Origin of the sequence: Peterkaempfera bronchialis, from assembly GCF_003258605.2 — a bacterium.
In the GTDB taxonomy this organism is placed as follows: domain Bacteria; phylum Actinomycetota; class Actinomycetes; order Streptomycetales; family Streptomycetaceae; genus Peterkaempfera; species Peterkaempfera bronchialis.
The window spans coordinates 7039034-7056961 of the sequence record NZ_CP031264.1; the positions used below are offsets into that span (position 1 = coordinate 7039034).

Genomic DNA, 17928 nt, shown 5'->3' on the forward strand with positions numbered 1-17928 from the left:
CACCCGGGACGGAACCGTCCGCAAGGCGGTTGACGACGTCGACCTGACCGTGCGGCCCGGCGAGCTCGTCTCGGTGCTCGGCCCGAACGGGGCGGGGAAGACAACGACCGTGCGGATGCTGACAGGTCTGCTGCTGCCGACCTCGGGCACCGTCCTGCTCGATGGCCACGACGTGGTGAAGGACCGCAAGAAGGCCTCCCTGGCCTGCGGGTTCAGCCTCGGGGGTGACACCGGCCTGTACCCACGGCTCACCGCTCGGCAGAACCTCACCTTCTTCGGCCTGATGTACGGCCTGCGCGGCGGCGCTCTGGAAGGCAAGGCCGACCAGCTGCTCCGGACAGTGAACCTGGCCGACCGGGCCGGGGATCCCGTCGGGTCGTTCTCGCGCGGCATGAAGCAGCGACTTCACCTGGCCCGCGCGCTGCTGCACGATCCGGCCGTGCTGATCCTGGACGAGCCCTCGGCCGGATTGGATCCGCAGTCCGCTGCCGCGATGCGCGCCCTGGTCGCCGAGTTGTCCGCGGAGGGCCGCAGCATCCTGCTGACCACTCACGACATGCGTGAGGCCGAGGAGCTCAGCGACCGGATCGTGCTGATGAGGGACGGCCGGATCCATGCCGAGTCCACCGCCTCCGCGTTGCGCCTGGCCGCGGCGGAACGGCTCGGTCACACCGTGCGGATCGACTTCGCCGAAGCTGAGGTCCCTGACGGGGTTGGTGACTGCCCGGGTCTGCTGGACGAGCAGCGGACCGGCTCGACGGCGATCCTGCGGGCCACCGACGGGCCGGCGGCTGTGCAGTGGCTCCTGGCGCGTTTTCCGGGCCGGACGCTGAGTGTGGCGGTCACCCCGCCCACCCTTGAGGAGGTCTTCCTGGAGATGGTGGCCGTCTCGTGAACAACACGTACCTCAGGTCGGTGCTCGACCAGTTCAGGATGCACGCGACGAGCCCGATGGCAGTCTTCGGCACACTCGCGATGCCGTGCGTCTTCGCCTTTGTCATCCACAGCAACCGGGCGCATGGCACGGGCGCGGCCGGCACCACGAGCGACATGGCCGTGGGTTCCGCCGGCATCGGTGTCCTGGACTCCGCCATCGTGCTCGTCGTGCTCAGTCTGCTCGGCGAGAAGCAGTGGAAGACGCTGTACGCAGCGCTCGGCAGTCCGGGCGGCATGGTGCCCCTCGTACTCGGCCGACTGAGCGGGATCGCGGTGCAGACCCTGATCGCGGTCCCTGGAACGTTCGCGGTTCTGGCGCTGTTGTGGGGTGTCGACGACAGCTTCGCCTGGAGCCGCTGGCTGGTCGGCGGAGTACTGCTGACACTGGCCACCATGTCCGTGGTCGGTCTGCTCGCGGCAGCCGTGCTCCGCTTTCCCTACTCCTCCGGCATGGTCAACGGCCTGACCGGTCTGGTCATGGCGCTGTCCGCGCTGGTCGTGCCGCAGTCGGCCCTGCCCGGACCGGTGCGGGCACTGGCCCAGCTGATGCCACAGGCACACGTCATGGCCTGGGTGCGCGGCGGCTCGGCGGGCAGTCTCGCTCTCGCACTGGCTCTCACCGCCGGCTACGCGGTGCTCGTCGTACTGCTGATCCGGCGCGTGGAGTACTCCGCCCGCCGTGACGCCGTCCCCATGGAGATGTGACCGGTGACCACCTACATCAAGGGCGCGTTGCTGTCGTACAAGGCCCTGTTCACCTGGCTCAACCCGCTGGGCTATGTCAGCTCCCGGATCGTCCGCCCGATCGGTCTGGCGATTGCCTGCGTCTCGCTGGCCGACTACTACGGTGCCGCCATCGGCCGCATGCTGATCGGCGCGAGTCTGCTCGCGGGCGCGAGTGCGGTGATCTACGGCATGGCCCTCGCGGTCGGCAATGAGCGGTCGTACGGCACGCTCGGCACCTGGCTCGCCTCGCCGCAGAACAAGCTCGGCGCGGCCTGCCAGCGGGCACTGCCACACATCGCGGACGGTGTCGTGGGCGGACTCTGCACCTATCTGGTGTGCTGTGCGCTCTACGGATCGCTGCCGATCGGCGTGCCCGCGTACACCGGCCTGCTGAGTCTGGCTGTCGTGACCACTGCCGGCCTGGGCCTTGCCCTGTCGGCGCTGGCGCTGCTGATCGAGGACCTGTTCATCGGACCGAACGTGGCCGACCTCGTGTTGATGATGCTCACCGGCACATTGATCCCGCATGACCGGCTTCCGGCCTTCCTGCAACCGCTGTCGGAAGTCCTTCCCGTCACCCATGTCATGGCTGCGGTGGCAGGTCGGCTCGCGGGCGGGAGCTGGAACGGTGGCGAGTTCCTGGTGGAACTGGGGGTGGGGGCCGGCTGGTTCGCGGTCAGTTCGCTTTTCATGATGTGGGCGGTCCAGCGGGCCACCCACCGCCTGGGCCGGTCCTCGGGCTGACCCCTGGCCACCCCTGGCGCAGCGTCAAATCTGCTTCTTAGCGGTGAACTTACTGCCGAGTAGGTGGTGGCGGGCTCCGGGTGGCCGTACACCGGACGTGGATAGGGTGTGACCTGGGCACGGCAACGGCGCCGTTGGACCACCGGCAAAACGCCACCCGCACTGACGTGCATACAGCTGACGACAGTAGGAGAGAAATGACTGCGATTAGCCGTGTCGTGGGACGTGAGGTCATCGACAGCCGGGGCAACCCGACCGTCGAGGTCGACGTCGTGCTCGAGGACGGATCGCTCGGCCGCGCGGCAGTTCCCTCCGGCGCCTCCACCGGTGCCCACGAGGCCGTCGAGCTCCGCGACGGCGACTCCGCCCGGTTCCACGGCAAGGGCGTGCGCAAGGCCGTCGACGCCGTCAACGGCGTCATCGCCGAGGCACTCACCGGACTCGACGCCGAGGACCAGGCCCTGATCGACGGGACCATGGTCGAACTCGACGGCACGGAGAACAAGGGCAGGTTGGGGGCCAACGCGATCCTCGGCGTCTCGCTGGCCACCGCCAAGGCCGCCGCCGCCGCGCACCGCGTGCCGCTCTACCGCTACGTCGGAGGCGCCGGCGCGCGCCTGCTTCCGGTGCCGATGATGAACATCATCAACGGCGGCGCGCACGCCAACAACGCTCTGGACTTCCAGGAGTTCATGATCGCCCCGATCGGCGCCGAGAACTTCTTCGACGCCGTCCGCATCGGGTCAGAGATCTTCCACACCCTGCGCAAGTCCCTGTCCGACGCCGGTCACAGCACCGGTGTGGGCGACGAGGGCGGCTTCGCTCCCGCTCTGACCACGGCGGACGAGGCCCTGCAGTTCATCGTCGACGCCATCGAGACGTCGGGCTACACGCCCGGCGAGGACATCACCCTCGTCATGGACCCGGCGACCTCGGAGTTCTACCGCGACGGCGTGTACGACTACGCAGGCGAAGGCGTGAAGCGCTCCGCTGAGGAGCACATCGCCTACCTCGCCGAGCTGGTCACGCGCTACCCGGTCGCCTCCATCGAGGATGCCATGGCCGAGGACGACATCGAGGGGTGGAAGCAGGTCACGCGTGAGCTGGGCGGCAGGATCCAGCTCACCGGTGACGATGTGTTCGTGACCAACGTCGACCGACTGCGTGACGGCATCCGTGGCGGCTACGCCAACTCCATTCTGGTCAAGGTCAACCAGATCGGCTCCCTCACGGAGACACTGACCACCGTCGACGCGGCCCACAAGGCCGGCTACACGGTTGTCATGTCGCACCGCTCCGGTGAGACCGAGGACACCACCATCGCGGACCTGGCCGTCGCCACGGGCTGCGGTCAGATCAAGACCGGGTCGATGTCGCGCTCGGACCGTACGGCCAAGTACAACCAGCTGATCCGCATCGAGGAGGAGCTGGGCTCCCAGGCCCAGTACGCGGGCCGCACGGCGCTCTTTGTGCGCTCCTGACACCTCGCCACCCGGCAGCCCTCCGTGGATCGGCCACCTGGCGGAAACCGGTGGCCGATCCATTGTCATGATGCTGCCAACGCCCAGCGCCCAATGGCACGTTGATGCAGGTGTCGACGGTGCGGGCGGTGCACCGGCCTAGTGTCGAGGCCAGTCGGGAAAAGGTCCCGGCACTGACCTCTGGAGGATGGCATGATCGCCGTTTCCCCCGCGGTGCAGAGCACCAACTTCAACCTCAAGAACGAGGCTGTCGAGCTGATCGCCGCCGGCGGTGTCGCCGAGCGCGTGTCGCTCTCCGTCGCCGACCTGGAGGCCATGCGCACCCTGCGTGCGGCCGTCCCGGCGTCGAAGCACGGCCTTGAGGCCATCACTGGCGGCTCTTGCGAGACCGGCGCCCAGTAGCACCCCGGGTGGGCCGCCCCTGTGGCGGCCCACCCACCTCGTCTCCCACTGCTCGCTGTCAGGGATCAGATAGGACCGGTTATGCCCACGAACCCCGTCTTCCACGGTAATCCGCCGTCGGTCGCCGTCGTCACCTCGCATGGCCGGCAGACGCTGAGCGGCAACAGCGACGACCGCCTCATCGATGTGCTGAACCGGCACAATGTGCCGTGGTCCGCCATTTCCGCTTACGTCATCCACAAGGCGGGTGAGGCCCCGCAGCTGTTCCCGTCCCTGGACGTGCGCCTCGGCGAGCTGGAGGAGGGCGCCGAGGTGCTGCTCTACTTCAACCGGAACGTCAATCCGTTCAAGTTCTCCCTCGGGGCCTTCAAGCTGATCGAGAGTGAGACCCCGGGTGCGGAGGCGACCGAGTACATCTACCAGCGGCTGGACAACGAGACCGGGACCGCAGAGGCGTTCCTGAAGAAGCTGAGTCCCGAGGAGTGCAAGCAGATCATCGCCGATCGCGTCGGCGACACGGTCCGGCAGCACGTCCCGGCGGGCTCCACACTCGTGGTCGGCGTCAGCGGCGGCGGTGACAGCAACGCCATGCTGTACGGCCTGAGCCGGCTCAAGGACCACGGCATCACCGTCCGCCCCGTGATCCTCAAGGGCATCCCGGACTGGGATGCCGGGGTGCCGCGGGCCGAGGCGCTCTGCGAGAACTACGGCCTCGATCTCAAGGTCATGGAGGCCGACGAGGTCAAGGACCTGCTCGGCATCCCGCGTGACTCGGTCGATCTGATCGACCGCTTCGAGCAGGAGTTCCAGGGCGACGACTTCGAGTTCCTGGGCACCCTGATGATCCGGCTCGCACTGTCCAAGTACGCCCGCGAGCTCGGCACTCAGTACATCGTGACCGGCGTCAACCTCGAAGACATCGTCTGCGAGAACCTCTTCCGCGTCTCAAGCGGCCTCAAGCCCGCCGGCTTCCCGGTCCGAACCATCGGCGACGTGACCCTGGTGCTGCCGCTGTGGCTGTGCCCCAAGCGCATCATCGACGGCTGCTTCCCCAAGTTCTCGCTGGAGAACTACGACGCCCGCTACCCGTGCTTCTCGCTGGGCCGCAACCTCTACTACAGCGTCGTGTACGCCATGCAGTCCCAGTTCCCCGGATACCTGGAGCAGCTGGCGCGGGGCATGTCCGAGCTCAGCCTCAAGGACCCGGTCGAGTACACGTACAACGAGCAGCTCGGCTTCCACACCGAGCGCACCGTCCCCTTCCCGCTGCTGCGCCGCTTCCAGCGGATGCTCACCGGAGCCACGCCCAACTGAACTGAGCTGAGCTGAGGCACGACGGAACGGGACGAAGGAGGCCATCACCATGTCCGATCTGGACAACCCGGGCAAGGGCGTACGCGCCATCACGGACGACGAGGTCGCCCACTACCTGGAGCACGGCTGGGTCAGACTCGAAGGCTTTATGCAGCCGTGGCTGGTGGAGGAACTGCTTGCCCACGGGCAGGCGAAGATGGGCGCCGACCCGTTGACGCTCAGCAGCGCGGCCCCCAAGGACCTTCAGGCCAACGAGTTCAAGTGGTACGAGCGTTGGGACGGACCGTCTCACCACGATGACTGGATCAAGAAGGTCAGTCACTCACCGGAGCTGGCCGCCGGCGCCGCCCGGCTGATGGGTCTGGACGCCGTCCGTTTCTACTTCGACCACTTCTTCGTCAAGGTACCCGCCGAGGAGAAGGGCGGGACCGAGACTCCCTGGCACCAGGACTTCCCGCACCACCCGCTGGACCGCATGGGCGCGCTGACCATGTGGATCCCACTGGTCGAGTGCCCGCCGGAGAAGGGCACCATGCGCTTCCTGAGCGGCTCGCACCGGATCGGCGCCCTCGGGCGCTATCTCAACCGGCATGACAAGATCAACCTGCTGGACGAGAACCCGTGGGTGGCCGAGAAGTTCGAGGCGTCACCGCCGCTGCACCTGATGCCCGGCGACGCCACCGTGCACCACCTCGGCATCACGCACTATGCCCCGCCGAACACCACGGACAGCCCCCGCTGGGTCTACACCACGCAGTGGCTGCCGCCGGCAGCCCGGTTCACCGGTGCGCCGAACCACCGTACGGACGGACTCGACCTCGAGATCGACAAGCCGCTCGACCACCCGCGCTTCCCGGTCATCTCGGTCTGACGGGCAGCGGCGGGGTACGACAGGTCAGGACCAGAATGAAGCGAATGGGGCGGAACGTGGCTGTGAGAGTCGCGGCTGTGGACTGCGGCACCAACTCCATCCGGCTGCTCGTGGCCGAGCGAGACGCTCACACCGGCGCGGTGGTCGAACTCGCCCGCCGGTCGCGGATCGTGCGGCTCGGGCAGGGGGTCGGACGGACCGGGCGGTTCGCGCCCGAGGCGTTGGAGCGCACCTTCGCGGCCTGCGCGGAGTTCGCCCAAGTCATCGAGGAACTCAAGGCCGAAAGCGTCGCATTCGTCGCCACCTCCGCCACCCGGGACGTGGCCGACCGCGCGGAGTTCTTCTCCGGTGTGCAGCGCATCCTCGGTGTGCGTCCCGAGGTGATCAGCGGCGACGAGGAGGCCGGCCTCTCCTTTGCCGGCGCCGTCGGGAGCCTGTCGACCGGCCCAGGCCCCTGGCTGGTGATCGACATCGGGGGCGGCTCCACGGAGTGCGTTGTCGGAGCTTCGGCAAGGAGTGCCCCGGAGAGCGGGGGTACCACGTCCGGCGCCCTGGACGTCCATGCGTCCGTCTCCCTGGACATCGGGTCCGTACGGCTGACGGAGCGGCACCTTGCCGACTCGGAAGGATCGCTGGACCGGGCCTCGCCGGAGGGCATCGCAGCCGTGCGCCGGGATGTCGAGGCGGCTCTCGGAGGGGCGGCGGCCCGGCTTCCCCTCGCGCCCCGGCCCACGCTGGTCGGTGTCGGCGGCTCCGTCACCACGCTGGCGGCGGTCCGAAGGGGCAGCAAGGACGGGGTGCACGGGGTGCGGCTCGACATCGACGAGGTCCGCGAGGTCAGCCGCCTGCTGCTGTCTGCCGACCGGGCGCAGCGCGCCGCCATCGACGTCATCGAGCCAGGACGGGTGGACGTCATCCCGGCCGGGTCCCTCATCCTGCTCACCGCGATGGAGAGGCTGGGATTCCCCGAGATCGTCGTCAGCAGGCACGGTCTGCTGGACGGGCTGGCACACCGTCTCGTCGGCTGAACCGCGCCCGCGGCTCGCGTTCCGAAGTCCGGGATCCGAAGGAGAGACCACCCCCATGACCCCCACGACACCCATCGGCGCCGGCAAGCCCCAGCTGGCCTGCTCGTTCTGCGGGAAGCGGATGGACGAGGTGACCCAGCTGGTGGAGGGGCCGGGTGTCCAGATATGCGACGGCTGCGTCGAACTGTGCAGCGAGGCGGTGGCCGAGGGCGCCCGCAACCGTGCCCAGGCGGAGCAGGGCGGCCGCGAACTGCCCAGGCCCTGGGAGCTGCGCGGCTTCCTGGACGGCTATGTCGTCGGCCAGGACACCGCCAAGCGGGCCCTGTGCGTCGCCGTCTACAACCACTACAAGCGCGTCGACCGCGCAGCGGCGCTCGGCCCGGACGCCGTCGAGCTGGCCAAGTCGAACATCCTGCTGCTCGGACCCACCGGCTCCGGCAAGACGCTGCTCACCCAGAGCCTGGCCCGCATCCTCGACGTCCCGTACGTCGCCGTGGACGCCACCGGGCTGACCGAGGCGGGGTACGTCGGCGAGGACGTCGACAGCATCCTGACCAAGCTGCTGCGGGCAGCCGGCAACGACCCGCGGAAGGCTGAGACCGGCATCGTCTACCTGGACGAGATCGACAAGCTCGCCCGCAGCCCCCAGGCATCCTCCGGCGGTCGCGACGTCTCCGGCGAGGGAGTCCAACAGGCCCTGCTGAAGATCCTTGAAGGCACCGTCGTCACCTTGTCCGGCGGCGACAAGGGCGCCCAGGCGGTTCGCGGGCGCGGGTACTCCAGCCGGGAGCCGGTGCGCATCGACACCTCCGGCATTCTCTTCATCGCCGCTGGTGCCTTCAGCGGCCTGGAGGAGATCGTGGACAAGCGCCGGTCGCGCGGCAGCGTCGGCTTCGGCGGAGCCCTCCAGACCTCGGCCTCGGCCGCCGACCGCACCGGGGCCGCCGGGGTGACCGCGGCGGACCTGGTGAAGTTCGGCCTCATCCCCGAGTTCATCGGCCGCTTTCCCGTCCTCACCGCACTGCGCAGACTGGACCGCTCCGACTTGCTGCGTGTGCTGACCGAACCGCGCAATGCCCTGGTGAAGCAGTACCAGACCCTGTTCGAACTCGACGGCGTCGAGCTTGAGTTCGAGCAGGAGGCGTTGGAGGCTGTAGCGGATGAGGCGATAGCCAGGGAGACGGGGGCGCGCGGCCTGCGCGGCATTCTGGAGGATGCCCTGATCCCCGCCATGTACGACATCCCGTCGCTGCGCGACATCGTGCGGGTCACCGTCACGGCGGACGTGATCACGGATCGTGTGGAACCGGTGCTCACCGTCGCGGAAACCGGCCGTGACCGACGGGCCGGTTCAGCGGGATGAGCCCCCACGACCGCACCCGATGTGGTCCGATCGAAGCCGTGGGGGGACTTCTTGCCGAGCAGAGACAGGAACACCGAATGCCCGACTGGCAGTTGATCACCCGAACCGAGGCCAAGGCGCAGCTCTACATGCGCGAGACCTACTTCCGCGAGGGTCTCGCGGACGCCCAGGACACCTTCGGGGACGCGCTTGAGGACGGCCTCTGGCACTCCTCGATGATCATGGTGAAGGCGGACGGCCTTGCAGCCGGCACGCTCGCCCCGGTCGTCGAGTTCCTGCGTGAACACGACTTCGCGGTCGTCGGCGTGGAGGAAGTCCGGTTCACCCGCACACTCTGGCGTGAGCTGTGGCGCTTCCAGCTCACCTCGGCCACCCTCGACCGCCTCGCCGTCAACGATGCCGTGCACCCGGGCCGGTCGGCGCTGCTCCTGCTGCTGCGCAGCGGCGCGGGCCACGACCTGCCCGGGACGGTCCGGCTCAGTGGTCTCAAGGGATCCGCCGGCGGCCCCGCCAAGGGCAGCCTGCGGGACCGCCTGGGCCAGCCCAACCGGGTCTTCAGCTATGTCCATGTGCCGGACGAACCCGCCGACCTGCTACGCGAGTTGGGCCTGCTGCTCGACTCCAGGGCCCGCCGCCGCGCCCTGGCCGCGCTTGCCTCCGGTCGGATCGGAGACGAGGGCACCGCCCGATTGGAAGCAGCCCTGACGGCGCACACAGGCCGCTCCCTGGCCGCAGAGCCGGCCGCCCGGCGGATCGAGGCTGCGATCCAGGACTCCCTGGACCAGGGCACCGTGGCAGCGGAGCAGGCCGCCCAGCTGCTGGACCATCTGAAGGCCCTGGACAGCGGCAGCCCGGTGCCGTGGCGGTCCTTCTACCAGCTCGCAGCCGACAGCGGCCTGGCGGCCGACCCCTGGGACCTCGCGATCCTCGGCGCCACCCATGTCGTCTGCGACGAGACGGGCTTCGCCAAGGTCCTGACCAACCCCGACCCCGAGGACTGGCGCACTGCGCCTGCCACGGTTGCCGAATCAGCCCCGGCCGGCGAGGAGCCGGACTGCCGAAGGAAGACCCCCATGTTCATGCATCGCATCACGACCGCGGACCAGATGCCCGATGAGCGGGCCTGGCACGCGCTCACCCGCTCCCCGCGCAAGCGCGAGCTGTTCGCCGACGACCTCTACTTCCGCGAGGCATGGGCCGATGCCGACGCTGTCCTCGGGGACGGCGCACTCGACCTGCTGAGCCAGGTGGCGCTGTTCAACTTCAAGCCCGACGGCCTGGTGGGCCGCCGTGCGAGCCGGACCCTCGACTTCTTCGAGGAACACGGCTTCACCGTGGTGGGAACGGCGCCGATGCGTCTCAACCGTCACTCCATGCGCGAGGTGTGGCGCTATGACTGGAACGTCTACACCCCCGATCGACTCGCCCTGTGCTCCCTGATGCACAGCGCCACGGAGACGGTCCTGCTCATCCTCCGTGACCACCGCTACGACGGGGTGATTCCCGCTGCCGTGCGCCTGTCCGACCTCAAGGGCTCGGCGGACCCCAAGGCCCGCGGCCCTGAGGCACTGCGCTCCGTGCTCGCCCCGCCGAACCGGGTCATCAACTTCAACCATGTGGCCGACGAGCCCGCCGACCTGGTCCGGGAGATCGGCATCTTCCTCGATCGCGCCGAACGCCGCACGCTCTTCGAGGAGGTGCGCCGCGACTTCTCCTCGGACCTGTCCGAGCGAGCCCGGTCCGAGGTCGAGCGGCTCGAGAACCTCATCCCCGCCAACGACTTCGACCTGGACCAGGCCCTGGACCGCTTGGAAGCCTCAGGCCGGATCCCGGCCGACGACATGGAGCGGCTGCGCAAGGAGTCGGGGGGCGGCAAGGGCATGGCCTTCGACGAACTGACGGCGATCGTCGATCCGCACGACCCGGCGATCGACCGTTGGGACTTCGTCCGCGTCGCCACCGAAGTGCTGCCCGTGGAGCGAAAAGGCTTCGGCGGCTCGCTCCCGGCACCCGTCTCGGCGGACTGGGTCCGCACAGCCGCGGAGAGCCCGGCCCCGTGAGCGAGACAGCAGAGACCGGGTCCGCGGAGCACGAGTTCGACCTGTTGATGTCCCTCCACGGGCATGACGTGCCGGAAGGTCTGCGCCCGGGGGTCCTCGCGGTCCACCTGGAGCTCAGACGGATGACCGCGCTGTTGCGCACTGCGAACCTGCCGCCCGAGGCAGAGCCCGCGCATGTGTTCTCCGTTGAGACCTATGCGCGGCAAGCCTGAACGGATGGACACACCCATGGGTGACAAGCCCCTGCACGAACTGTCGGTCGCCGAAGTCGGCGCCGCGCTGCGCGACGGTTCGCTCACCTCGGTGCGGTTGACCGCGCACACCCTGGAGCGGATCGCGGCGATCGACCCGCTGATCGACTCACTGGTGGCGGTCACGGCGGAGCGGGCACTCTCCGACGCGGAGCGCGCCGACGACGAACTGGGCCGCGGCGCCGACCGCGGGCCACTGCACGGCATCCCGTACACGCTCAAGGACATCATCGATTCGGCCGGCATCCCGACCACCTCCAATTCCCGCTTGATGCTCGGCCACGTCCCACAGCAGGACGCCCATGTCGAGGAGCGCCTGCGCGCCGGCGGCGCCGTCCTGGTGGGTAAGGCCAACCTCGCCGAATTCGCCTTCGGCGGCCCCGGGTTCGACCTGCCGACCCCGCCTTCCCGCAACCCCTGGAACCCGGAGCACTTCACCGGCGGATCATCGGCCGGCAGCGGCGCCGGTGTGGCGGCCGGCCTGGTGCGGGTCTCCATCGGCTCCGACACCGGCGGTTCGATCCGCTCACCCGCCGCCAACTGCGGCGCCGTCGGTCTGAAACCGACGTACGGCCTGGTGTCGCGGCGCGGCGTCTACCCACTCTCGTACACGCTCGACCACGTCGGTCCGCTCACCGGGAACGTACGGGACGCGGCGCTTGCCCTGCAGGTCATCTCCGGTCACGATCCGCTCGACCCCAGCAGCGTCGAGCGGCCCCGGGAGGACTACACCGCTGACCTCGACAAGGGCGTGGAGGGGCTGCGCATCGGCTATGCCCGCGAGTTCTTCACCGCGAGCAAGGGCGTATCCGACGAGGTGGTCGCGACCATCGATGCGGCGGCTGCCCTGCTCTCCTCCCTCGGCGCGGTGGTGGAGGAGGTGCGCATGCCGGACTTCGAGCTGATGAAGGCCTGCGGCCGAGTGATCCTGCAGGCCGAGGGCTACGCCATCCACGAGCACAGCCTGCGCGAACGGCCACAGGACTACGGCCGCTACACCTACCAGCGACTGACCGGCGGTGCCGCCCTGACAGCGGCCGACTACATCCAGGCCACCCGGGTCCGGCACGAGCTGACCCGACAGCTCAACACCGGCCTGTTCGGTCGCTACGACGCGCTGATCACGACCGTCGCGCTCGCGCCCCCTGCGCCGTTCACGGACTTCCCGCACCACTGGCCGCCACCCGGTCCGGCGGTGGCCGTCCAGACCGCGCCGTTCAATGTCACCGGCCACCCGGCGCTGGTGGTGCCCGCCGGCTTCTCGGCCGACGGCCTGCCCTTCGGACTGCAGATCATCGGCCGGCACTTCGACGAGCGGAGCGTGCTGCGGATCGGCCAGACCTTCGAGTCCGCGGCAGGCGCGAGCGAGCGGCGCCCCGCACTCGGAACGCAGGTGGGCACATGACGGGGCAGCACCGGGACGCGACCCGGAATGTCGTCATCGTGGGCGGCGGACCGTGGGGCACCTACGCCCTGGAGCGGTTGGCAGCCCTGCTGCCGCACACCGAGCCGGACAGCACCGTGCACATCACCGTGTTCGAGCGCTCGGGACGTTTCGGTGCAGGTGACACCCACAGTGACGACCAGGTAGCCACGAGCTATCTGAACCGGGTGGCCAGCCAGATAGCATTCGCCGCCGACGAGTCGACCGCAGCCGCCGACCATCTGCTGCCCCGGCGGCTGCGCCCGACCTTCGCTGAGTGGACCCGGGACGCCTATGCGCGTACCGGGGAAGAGCACTACGACCTCCGGCCCACCGACGTCCCGCGCCGCTATCTGCACGGCCACGCCCTGCGCGACATGTTCCAGCGCTACACCGCGCTGCTGCGAGCGGTCCCCGGTGTGACCGTCGACCTGATCGCCGCCGAGGCCACCGACATCGAACCCGGCAGCGGCGCGGGGTTCCTGGTGCACCACACCGGCGACAGCCCACCGGTCAAGGCTGACCACCTCCTCCTGGTCACAGGCCACTCACAGAACCGCCCGGCCCCCGGCTCCACCGAGGCCCTGCTCGCCAAGGAGGCATCGACCCGCTACATCCCCAACGCCTACCCGCTGGCCGACCTCACGCTCGACGCTGTCCCGCCCGGTTCCACGGTTGGCGTGACCGGGCTCGGACTCACCGCGATCGACCTGCTGATGCACCTCACCGAGGGCAGGGGCGGCACCTTCAACCCGGTCGGCGCCGGCGGCCTCCTTGGCGATCTCAGCTACGCCCCCAGCGGCCGCGAACCCGCTGTGATCGTCCCCGTCAGCCCCAGCGGCATGTTCACCTGGGCCCGCGCCGAGAACGCCAAGGCCGCTGACGAAACCGGACGCACCCATGCCGGCCTGGAGCACACCGCGCGCTTCCTGACCGGCGAAGCCATCGCCACGCTGCGCCGCACCGTCGGGACTCCGCGGCTCCTGCGTGACGGCGAAGTGCGCCAACTGGACTTTGAGCGGCACATCTTCCCGCTGGTCGTGCTGGAGATGGCGTACGTCTACTACGCCACCCTGTTCGGTGCCCAGGCCGGCGTCCGGCTCGCCGAGACCGCGGAGACCGGCTACCGCCGCTTCCTGCACGGCACCGCCGACCCGGCGAGCGTGGCCATCGCCGAACTGATGAGGCCGATGCAGCGGGAGTTCGACCGGGTGGCGGAGTACGTCCTGTGCACTGCGGCCGGACGCCCCGTGCCGCCCGACTGCGCCGTCTACGCGGCGACGGACGCGGTGGAGGCGTTTCACCGCACCGTCTTCGGTGAACCGGGAGAGAACGGTCCCGGCGCGTCGGGGACCATGGGCGCCTCGCCCTGGGGCCACTCCACCGACCCCCGGGACCACAGATACGTCTGGGAGGAGTTCTTCGATCCACTGGGCCCGGAGGACACCAAGAACGGTGATGTCTGGCAACGCGGCCTCATCGACCACATGCGCCGCGACCACCGGGCCGCCGCCCAGGGCAACCTGCGCAACCCCACCAAGGCAGCATGCGACGGCGTATGGCGTGACCTGCGCTCCACCTTCTCTGCCGCGGTCGACTTCGGCGGCCTGACGGCGGCCTCGCACCGATCCTTCCTGACCCGGCACCTGCGCCACTACACCCGCATGTCCAACGGCACCGGCCTGGAGGCGATGAAGAAGGTGCTCGCCCTCATCGAGGCGGGCATCGTGGATGTGACGGTGGGCCCCGCGCCTCTGGTCGAGGTGACCCCGGACGGCGCCTTCCGGCTGCGCGGCACCAAGACCGGCACGGAGCGCACCGTCGCGTACCTGGTCGAGGGCAGAGGTCATGCCTTTGACGCCGACCACGATGTGCGCCCGCTGTATTCCAATCTCCTGCGGCGCGGCCTGGTGCGGAAATGGCGCAACCCCGGGGACACCGAGGACGAGGACTTCGTGCCGGGCGCCATCGACGTCAACCGGGACTTCCAGGTCGTCCGGGCGGACGAAACCGTGGACCCGCGCATCACGGTCCTCGGCGCCCCGGTCGAACGACTGTGCTTCTTCCAGCTCAGTGCCGCACGGCCGTACTCGGGTAGCTCGGTACTCAACAACATCGCCCGATGGGCACAGCACGTCGTCGGGGGACTTCATGACGACTGTTGAAAGGCGAGGGACCCGATGACTGACACCCTCCTGGAGGACTGCCTCCGCCTGGTACCGCAAGACGAGGTGATGCGCCACATCGAACGCATCTGCCGCTACGACCGCTACCAGGGCTCGACCGGTCTGGAGCAGGCAGCGGAACTCGTTGCCGAATCCGCGGTCACGGCGGGACTGACGGGCGTGGCCATCGACCGCTACCCGGCCGACGGCAAGGCGCAGTGGTGGACCTGGCGTGCCCCGGTCTCCTGGACTCCGGTCGCGGCGGTGCTCGAGGTGTACGAGGGCGCGGTGCGGGTTGTCCGGATCGATCACGCGGAGCAGCCCTTCTCGATCGGCACGTACTCTGCGCCTACGCCGCCGGGCGGCTGTGACGCACGGCTGGTGCGGGTCGGGGACACCGCCGTGCGGGGGGCACTGGTCGTCGTCGAGCGAGCCGACTTCGGTAACGCTCGTCTGCTCCGGGAACTTCAGACCGCCGGTGCCGTCGGCTTTGTCACCGATGCCCCCTGGAAGGGGACACCGGAAGAACCCCATGCCGGGCGGATTGAACTTCCGCCGGACAGTCCGCTGTCGGCCTTCAGCGTGCCCCCGCCGCAGTTGGCCCGTATAGCCGCAGCGGCAGTCCGCAGGGGACACGCGCGACTGACGATCGAGATCGACCGGTCGGCCGAGATGCCTGTGGTCTCCGGAGTGCTTCCGGGCACGGACCCCGAAGCCGAGGAGATCTGGCTCACGGCCCACTTGTGCCATCCTCGCCCCGGCGCCAACGACAACGCCTCGGGTGTGGCGGCGACGCTGGGTGTGGCGGCAACCCTGAGCGCTGCCCGCAAGGCGCGCGCCTCCTTCGGCACGCGGGCCTCGATCCGCTTCTTCTGGGCACCGGAGTTTCTGGGCCAGGCCGCAGTACTTCACCAGTGCCTGGGAGAGTCCGTCCCCAGGCAGCGGCTCCCGCGCGCGGTGATCAACCTGGACATGGTGGGCGAGGACCAGGCCCAATGCGGGTCACCCTTTGTGGTGGAACGCCCGCCAGACCTGATCCCGTCCCTGCTGGCTCCCCTTGCGGAGCACTACGTCGATCAGGCGTTCCGGAACACCGCCACGCACTCGGGCGCCTGGCAGCCGTCCCCCTTCCTCGGCTTCTCCGACCATGCCCTGTTCGCCAATCCAGGTATCGCCCGCCCCGGCGTGCAGTTCTGCCACCCCGCCGACCGCTTCAACCACTCGGCTGGAGACGCCCCCGACAAGGTGTCGCGCATCGAAATGCTCCGCTCGACCGCGGCTGCCGCCGCCCTGGCCCAGACGCTCGCACGGAGTGGTCCGGACACAGCCGACCTGGGCACCATCGTCGGTCGCTGGTGCGACCGTGAACGCACAAGGGCACGGAAGGTCGCCGCCGGCCGCAGCGCGGAATGGGGTCGTCGCTACCTGACCCGGGTGGACTCCACATGTGCGGCCATGACCCTCCTCGCCTCCGGACGCCCGGCACATCAGCCTCAGCCGTCCCCGGGGCAGGAGGGCCCACCTGTCAAGGCGCACTGGGCCGGGCCCCTGAACGTGCGGGCGATGATGACAGACCTCTCACCCCGCACCCGCGACGCGCTGTCCGACCTGGTGACGCTGGACAAGCACTGCCTCGCGATGCTCTTCCACTTCGCCATCAGGGCCGACGGTCACCGCACGCGCGCCGAGATCATCGACGACACGTCGTTCGCTCTGGAGCGCGAGATCGGCTCGGCGGTGTCGAGGCAGCTCTTCGACGCCCTGCTGGAGTCGGGTTGGCTTCGCGAGGGCTCGGACTAGTGTCCATGTCCATGTCCTGGGCCGAACCCGGCTGAGCTGGTGTGGTCGGATCACAAGCGGCAGGACTCGGCACGTGGGTGCCCGTCACCTGAACCACCACGACCGTCCCTGCCCAACCCACGAACCCAGGACCCCGGAGACCCCGACGACGCGTCGGTTGCGGCGGGCAGGTCCGCCGTCCTCGGTACGAAGAACTTCGCGCCGAGATCCCGCACCAGTTCCTCGTCGCCGGCGCCCGCGACCGCGACCACCCTCACACCGGCCAGCGCGGCGAGCCGCACCGCGTAGCCGCCCACCGCCTCCGCCACCGGATCGGTGCCGACCGGCACTGCGGCGACCGCGTCCGCGTCCAGCACCACGTACTCGGCCTGCGCCTTGAGCGGCAGCGCCAACCGGTCGGACAGCCCGATCACCGCGTCGCCGCCCCGGAAGCCGGTGACCCCGGACCCCAACGCGTCGACGGTGCCGGCGACATCCCAGCCGATGCCGATGACCTCCCGCTTCGGGAGCAGGCCGCCTGCGGTGAGCGCGCCGGAGCGGGTCTGGACGTCCACCGGGGAGCCTGGTGCTCAACGCGCTGGCCGACGGGCCGCTGCCTGCTGCCGGTGATGGCCTCGATCAAGGAGTGGGCCGAGTGCCACATCGAGGAAGTCCAGAGTGCCCGCGCGCAATACGACCAGGGCACGGCCGCGGAACCGGCACCCCAGCCGTAGGCGGCGCGCGGGCTGAGGACTCCCTCCACCAGGCGCCGCCGTCGCCGCTGGTTGTGTAGGGCTGCTCGGTCCGCGCTGCGCAGGCGGGTGCCGTAGCGGAGTCCGTCGACGAGCAGGGTGATCATGCGCTGGGTGTAGCCGTGGTCGTCGGGGGCGACGATGTCGCTCATGGCGCGCAGCAGGTCGTACGGGATGACGTCGGAGCGGATGTCGCCGGATGCGGCGGCAGCGTCCAGCAGCTCCGTCACGACGGGGACGAAGCGCTGCTGGAAGTAGGCGGGCAGGCTTTCGTAGGCGGGGTCGCCGGAGTGCAGGGCGGTCTTGAGGCCGCGTTTGGCTGCGACGAACTGAGCGAAGCGCTCCAGCCACCGCGTCAGGGCCTCCACCGGCTCGTACCGGTCCGAGAAGGCGGGGGCGGCCGCGGCGCAGGCGTCGACCTCGTGGCGGAAGACGGCGGTGATGAGGTCCGAGCGTTGCGGGAAATGGCGGTAGAGGGTGCCCGCCCCCACGCCCGCCTTGGTGGTGATCCGTCGTACGGGGGCGTCCACGCCGTCCGAAGCGAAGACCTCGGCGGCTGCGGTCAGCAGGGCGTCCAGGCTGCGCTGGACGTCGGGTCGCACGCGGCGGGCGGCCGGTTCTCCGGTGGGGCGG

The 17928-nt window shown here is 69.5% G+C and carries 14 protein-coding genes and 2 pseudogenes; 14 read left to right on the forward strand and 2 right to left on the reverse strand.

The window, feature by feature from the left end:
• Positions 1-19 precede the first annotated feature (19 nt).
• The 14 genes and pseudogenes from C7M71_RS30145 to C7M71_RS30210 form a co-directional block, all read left to right on the forward strand.
• Positions 20-895 (forward strand): annotated as a pseudogene (locus C7M71_RS30145) (ATP-binding cassette domain-containing protein); the annotation flags it as partial.
• A complete protein-coding gene (locus C7M71_RS30150; RefSeq protein WP_111488870.1) occupies positions 892-1641 on the forward strand; it encodes an ABC transporter permease in 750 nt (249 codons plus the stop codon). The pseudogene C7M71_RS30145 and the gene C7M71_RS30150, both read left to right, overlap by 4 nt.
• A 3-nt stretch (positions 1642-1644) precedes the next feature.
• The gene (locus C7M71_RS30155) at positions 1645-2406 is read left to right on the forward strand and encodes an ABC transporter permease (protein ID WP_111488872.1); all 762 of its coding nucleotides are present in this window, start codon (positions 1645-1647) and stop codon (positions 2404-2406) included.
• A 197-nt stretch (positions 2407-2603) separates the two neighbouring features.
• Complete coding sequence (eno, locus tag C7M71_RS30160; protein WP_111488874.1) at positions 2604-3887, forward strand: phosphopyruvate hydratase; 1284 nt, start codon at positions 2604-2606, stop codon at positions 3885-3887.
• A gap of 192 nt (positions 3888-4079) precedes the next feature.
• On the forward strand, positions 4080-4289 hold the full coding sequence (locus tag C7M71_RS30165) for a hypothetical protein (protein ID WP_111488876.1): 210 nt from the start codon (positions 4080-4082) through the stop codon (positions 4287-4289).
• Positions 4290-4370: 81 nt separating this feature from the next.
• Positions 4371-5603 (forward strand): tRNA lysidine(34) synthetase, encoded by a 1233-nt coding sequence (locus C7M71_RS30170; RefSeq protein WP_111488878.1) that lies wholly within the window; start codon positions 4371-4373, stop codon positions 5601-5603.
• A gap of 49 nt (positions 5604-5652) precedes the next feature.
• Positions 5653-6474 carry a phytanoyl-CoA dioxygenase family protein gene (locus C7M71_RS30175; protein WP_111488880.1) on the forward strand — a complete coding sequence of 274 codons (822 nt, stop codon included), beginning with the start codon at positions 5653-5655 and terminating at the stop codon, positions 6472-6474.
• Between the two features lie 56 nt (positions 6475-6530).
• Entirely contained in the window at positions 6531-7502 is a 972-nt protein-coding gene (locus tag C7M71_RS30180) for a Ppx/GppA phosphatase family protein (RefSeq protein ID WP_229759012.1), read from the forward strand.
• A gap of 55 nt (positions 7503-7557) precedes the next feature.
• Positions 7558-8865, forward strand: a complete 1308-nt coding sequence (gene clpX / locus C7M71_RS30185; RefSeq protein ID WP_111488884.1) for an ATP-dependent Clp protease ATP-binding subunit ClpX — start codon at positions 7558-7560, stop codon at positions 8863-8865.
• Between the two features lie 77 nt (positions 8866-8942).
• Positions 8943-10925, forward strand: a complete 1983-nt coding sequence (locus C7M71_RS30190) for a nucleoside-diphosphate kinase (RefSeq protein ID WP_162824496.1) — start codon at positions 8943-8945, stop codon at positions 10923-10925.
• The gene (locus C7M71_RS30195; protein WP_111488888.1) at positions 10922-11137 is read left to right on the forward strand and encodes a hypothetical protein; all 216 of its coding nucleotides are present in this window, start codon (positions 10922-10924) and stop codon (positions 11135-11137) included. Before C7M71_RS30190 ends, C7M71_RS30195 begins: the two co-directional genes overlap by 4 nt.
• 16 nt (positions 11138-11153) lie before the next feature.
• Positions 11154-12581 (forward strand): amidase, encoded by a 1428-nt coding sequence (locus C7M71_RS30200; RefSeq protein ID WP_111488890.1) that lies wholly within the window; start codon positions 11154-11156, stop codon positions 12579-12581.
• Complete coding sequence (locus tag C7M71_RS30205) at positions 12578-14764, forward strand: FAD/NAD(P)-binding protein (protein ID WP_111488892.1); 2187 nt, start codon at positions 12578-12580, stop codon at positions 14762-14764. The genes C7M71_RS30200 and C7M71_RS30205 overlap by 4 nt, the downstream gene beginning before the upstream one ends.
• Before the next feature lie 15 nt (positions 14765-14779).
• Complete coding sequence (locus C7M71_RS30210; RefSeq protein WP_111488894.1) at positions 14780-16564, forward strand: DUF4910 domain-containing protein; 1785 nt, start codon at positions 14780-14782, stop codon at positions 16562-16564.
• A gap of 50 nt (positions 16565-16614) precedes the next feature.
• On the opposite strand, the gene C7M71_RS30215 is transcribed toward C7M71_RS30210, so the two are convergent.
• Both C7M71_RS30215 and C7M71_RS30220 read right to left on the reverse strand, forming a co-directional pair.
• On the reverse strand, positions 16615-17118 hold the full coding sequence (locus tag C7M71_RS30215; RefSeq protein ID WP_407675961.1) for an alcohol dehydrogenase catalytic domain-containing protein: 504 nt from the start codon (positions 17116-17118) through the stop codon (positions 16615-16617).
• Positions 17119-17369: 251 nt separating this feature from the next.
• Positions 17370-17897 (reverse strand): annotated as a pseudogene (locus C7M71_RS30220) (TetR/AcrR family transcriptional regulator); the annotation flags it as partial.
• Positions 17898-17928 lie beyond the last annotated feature (31 nt).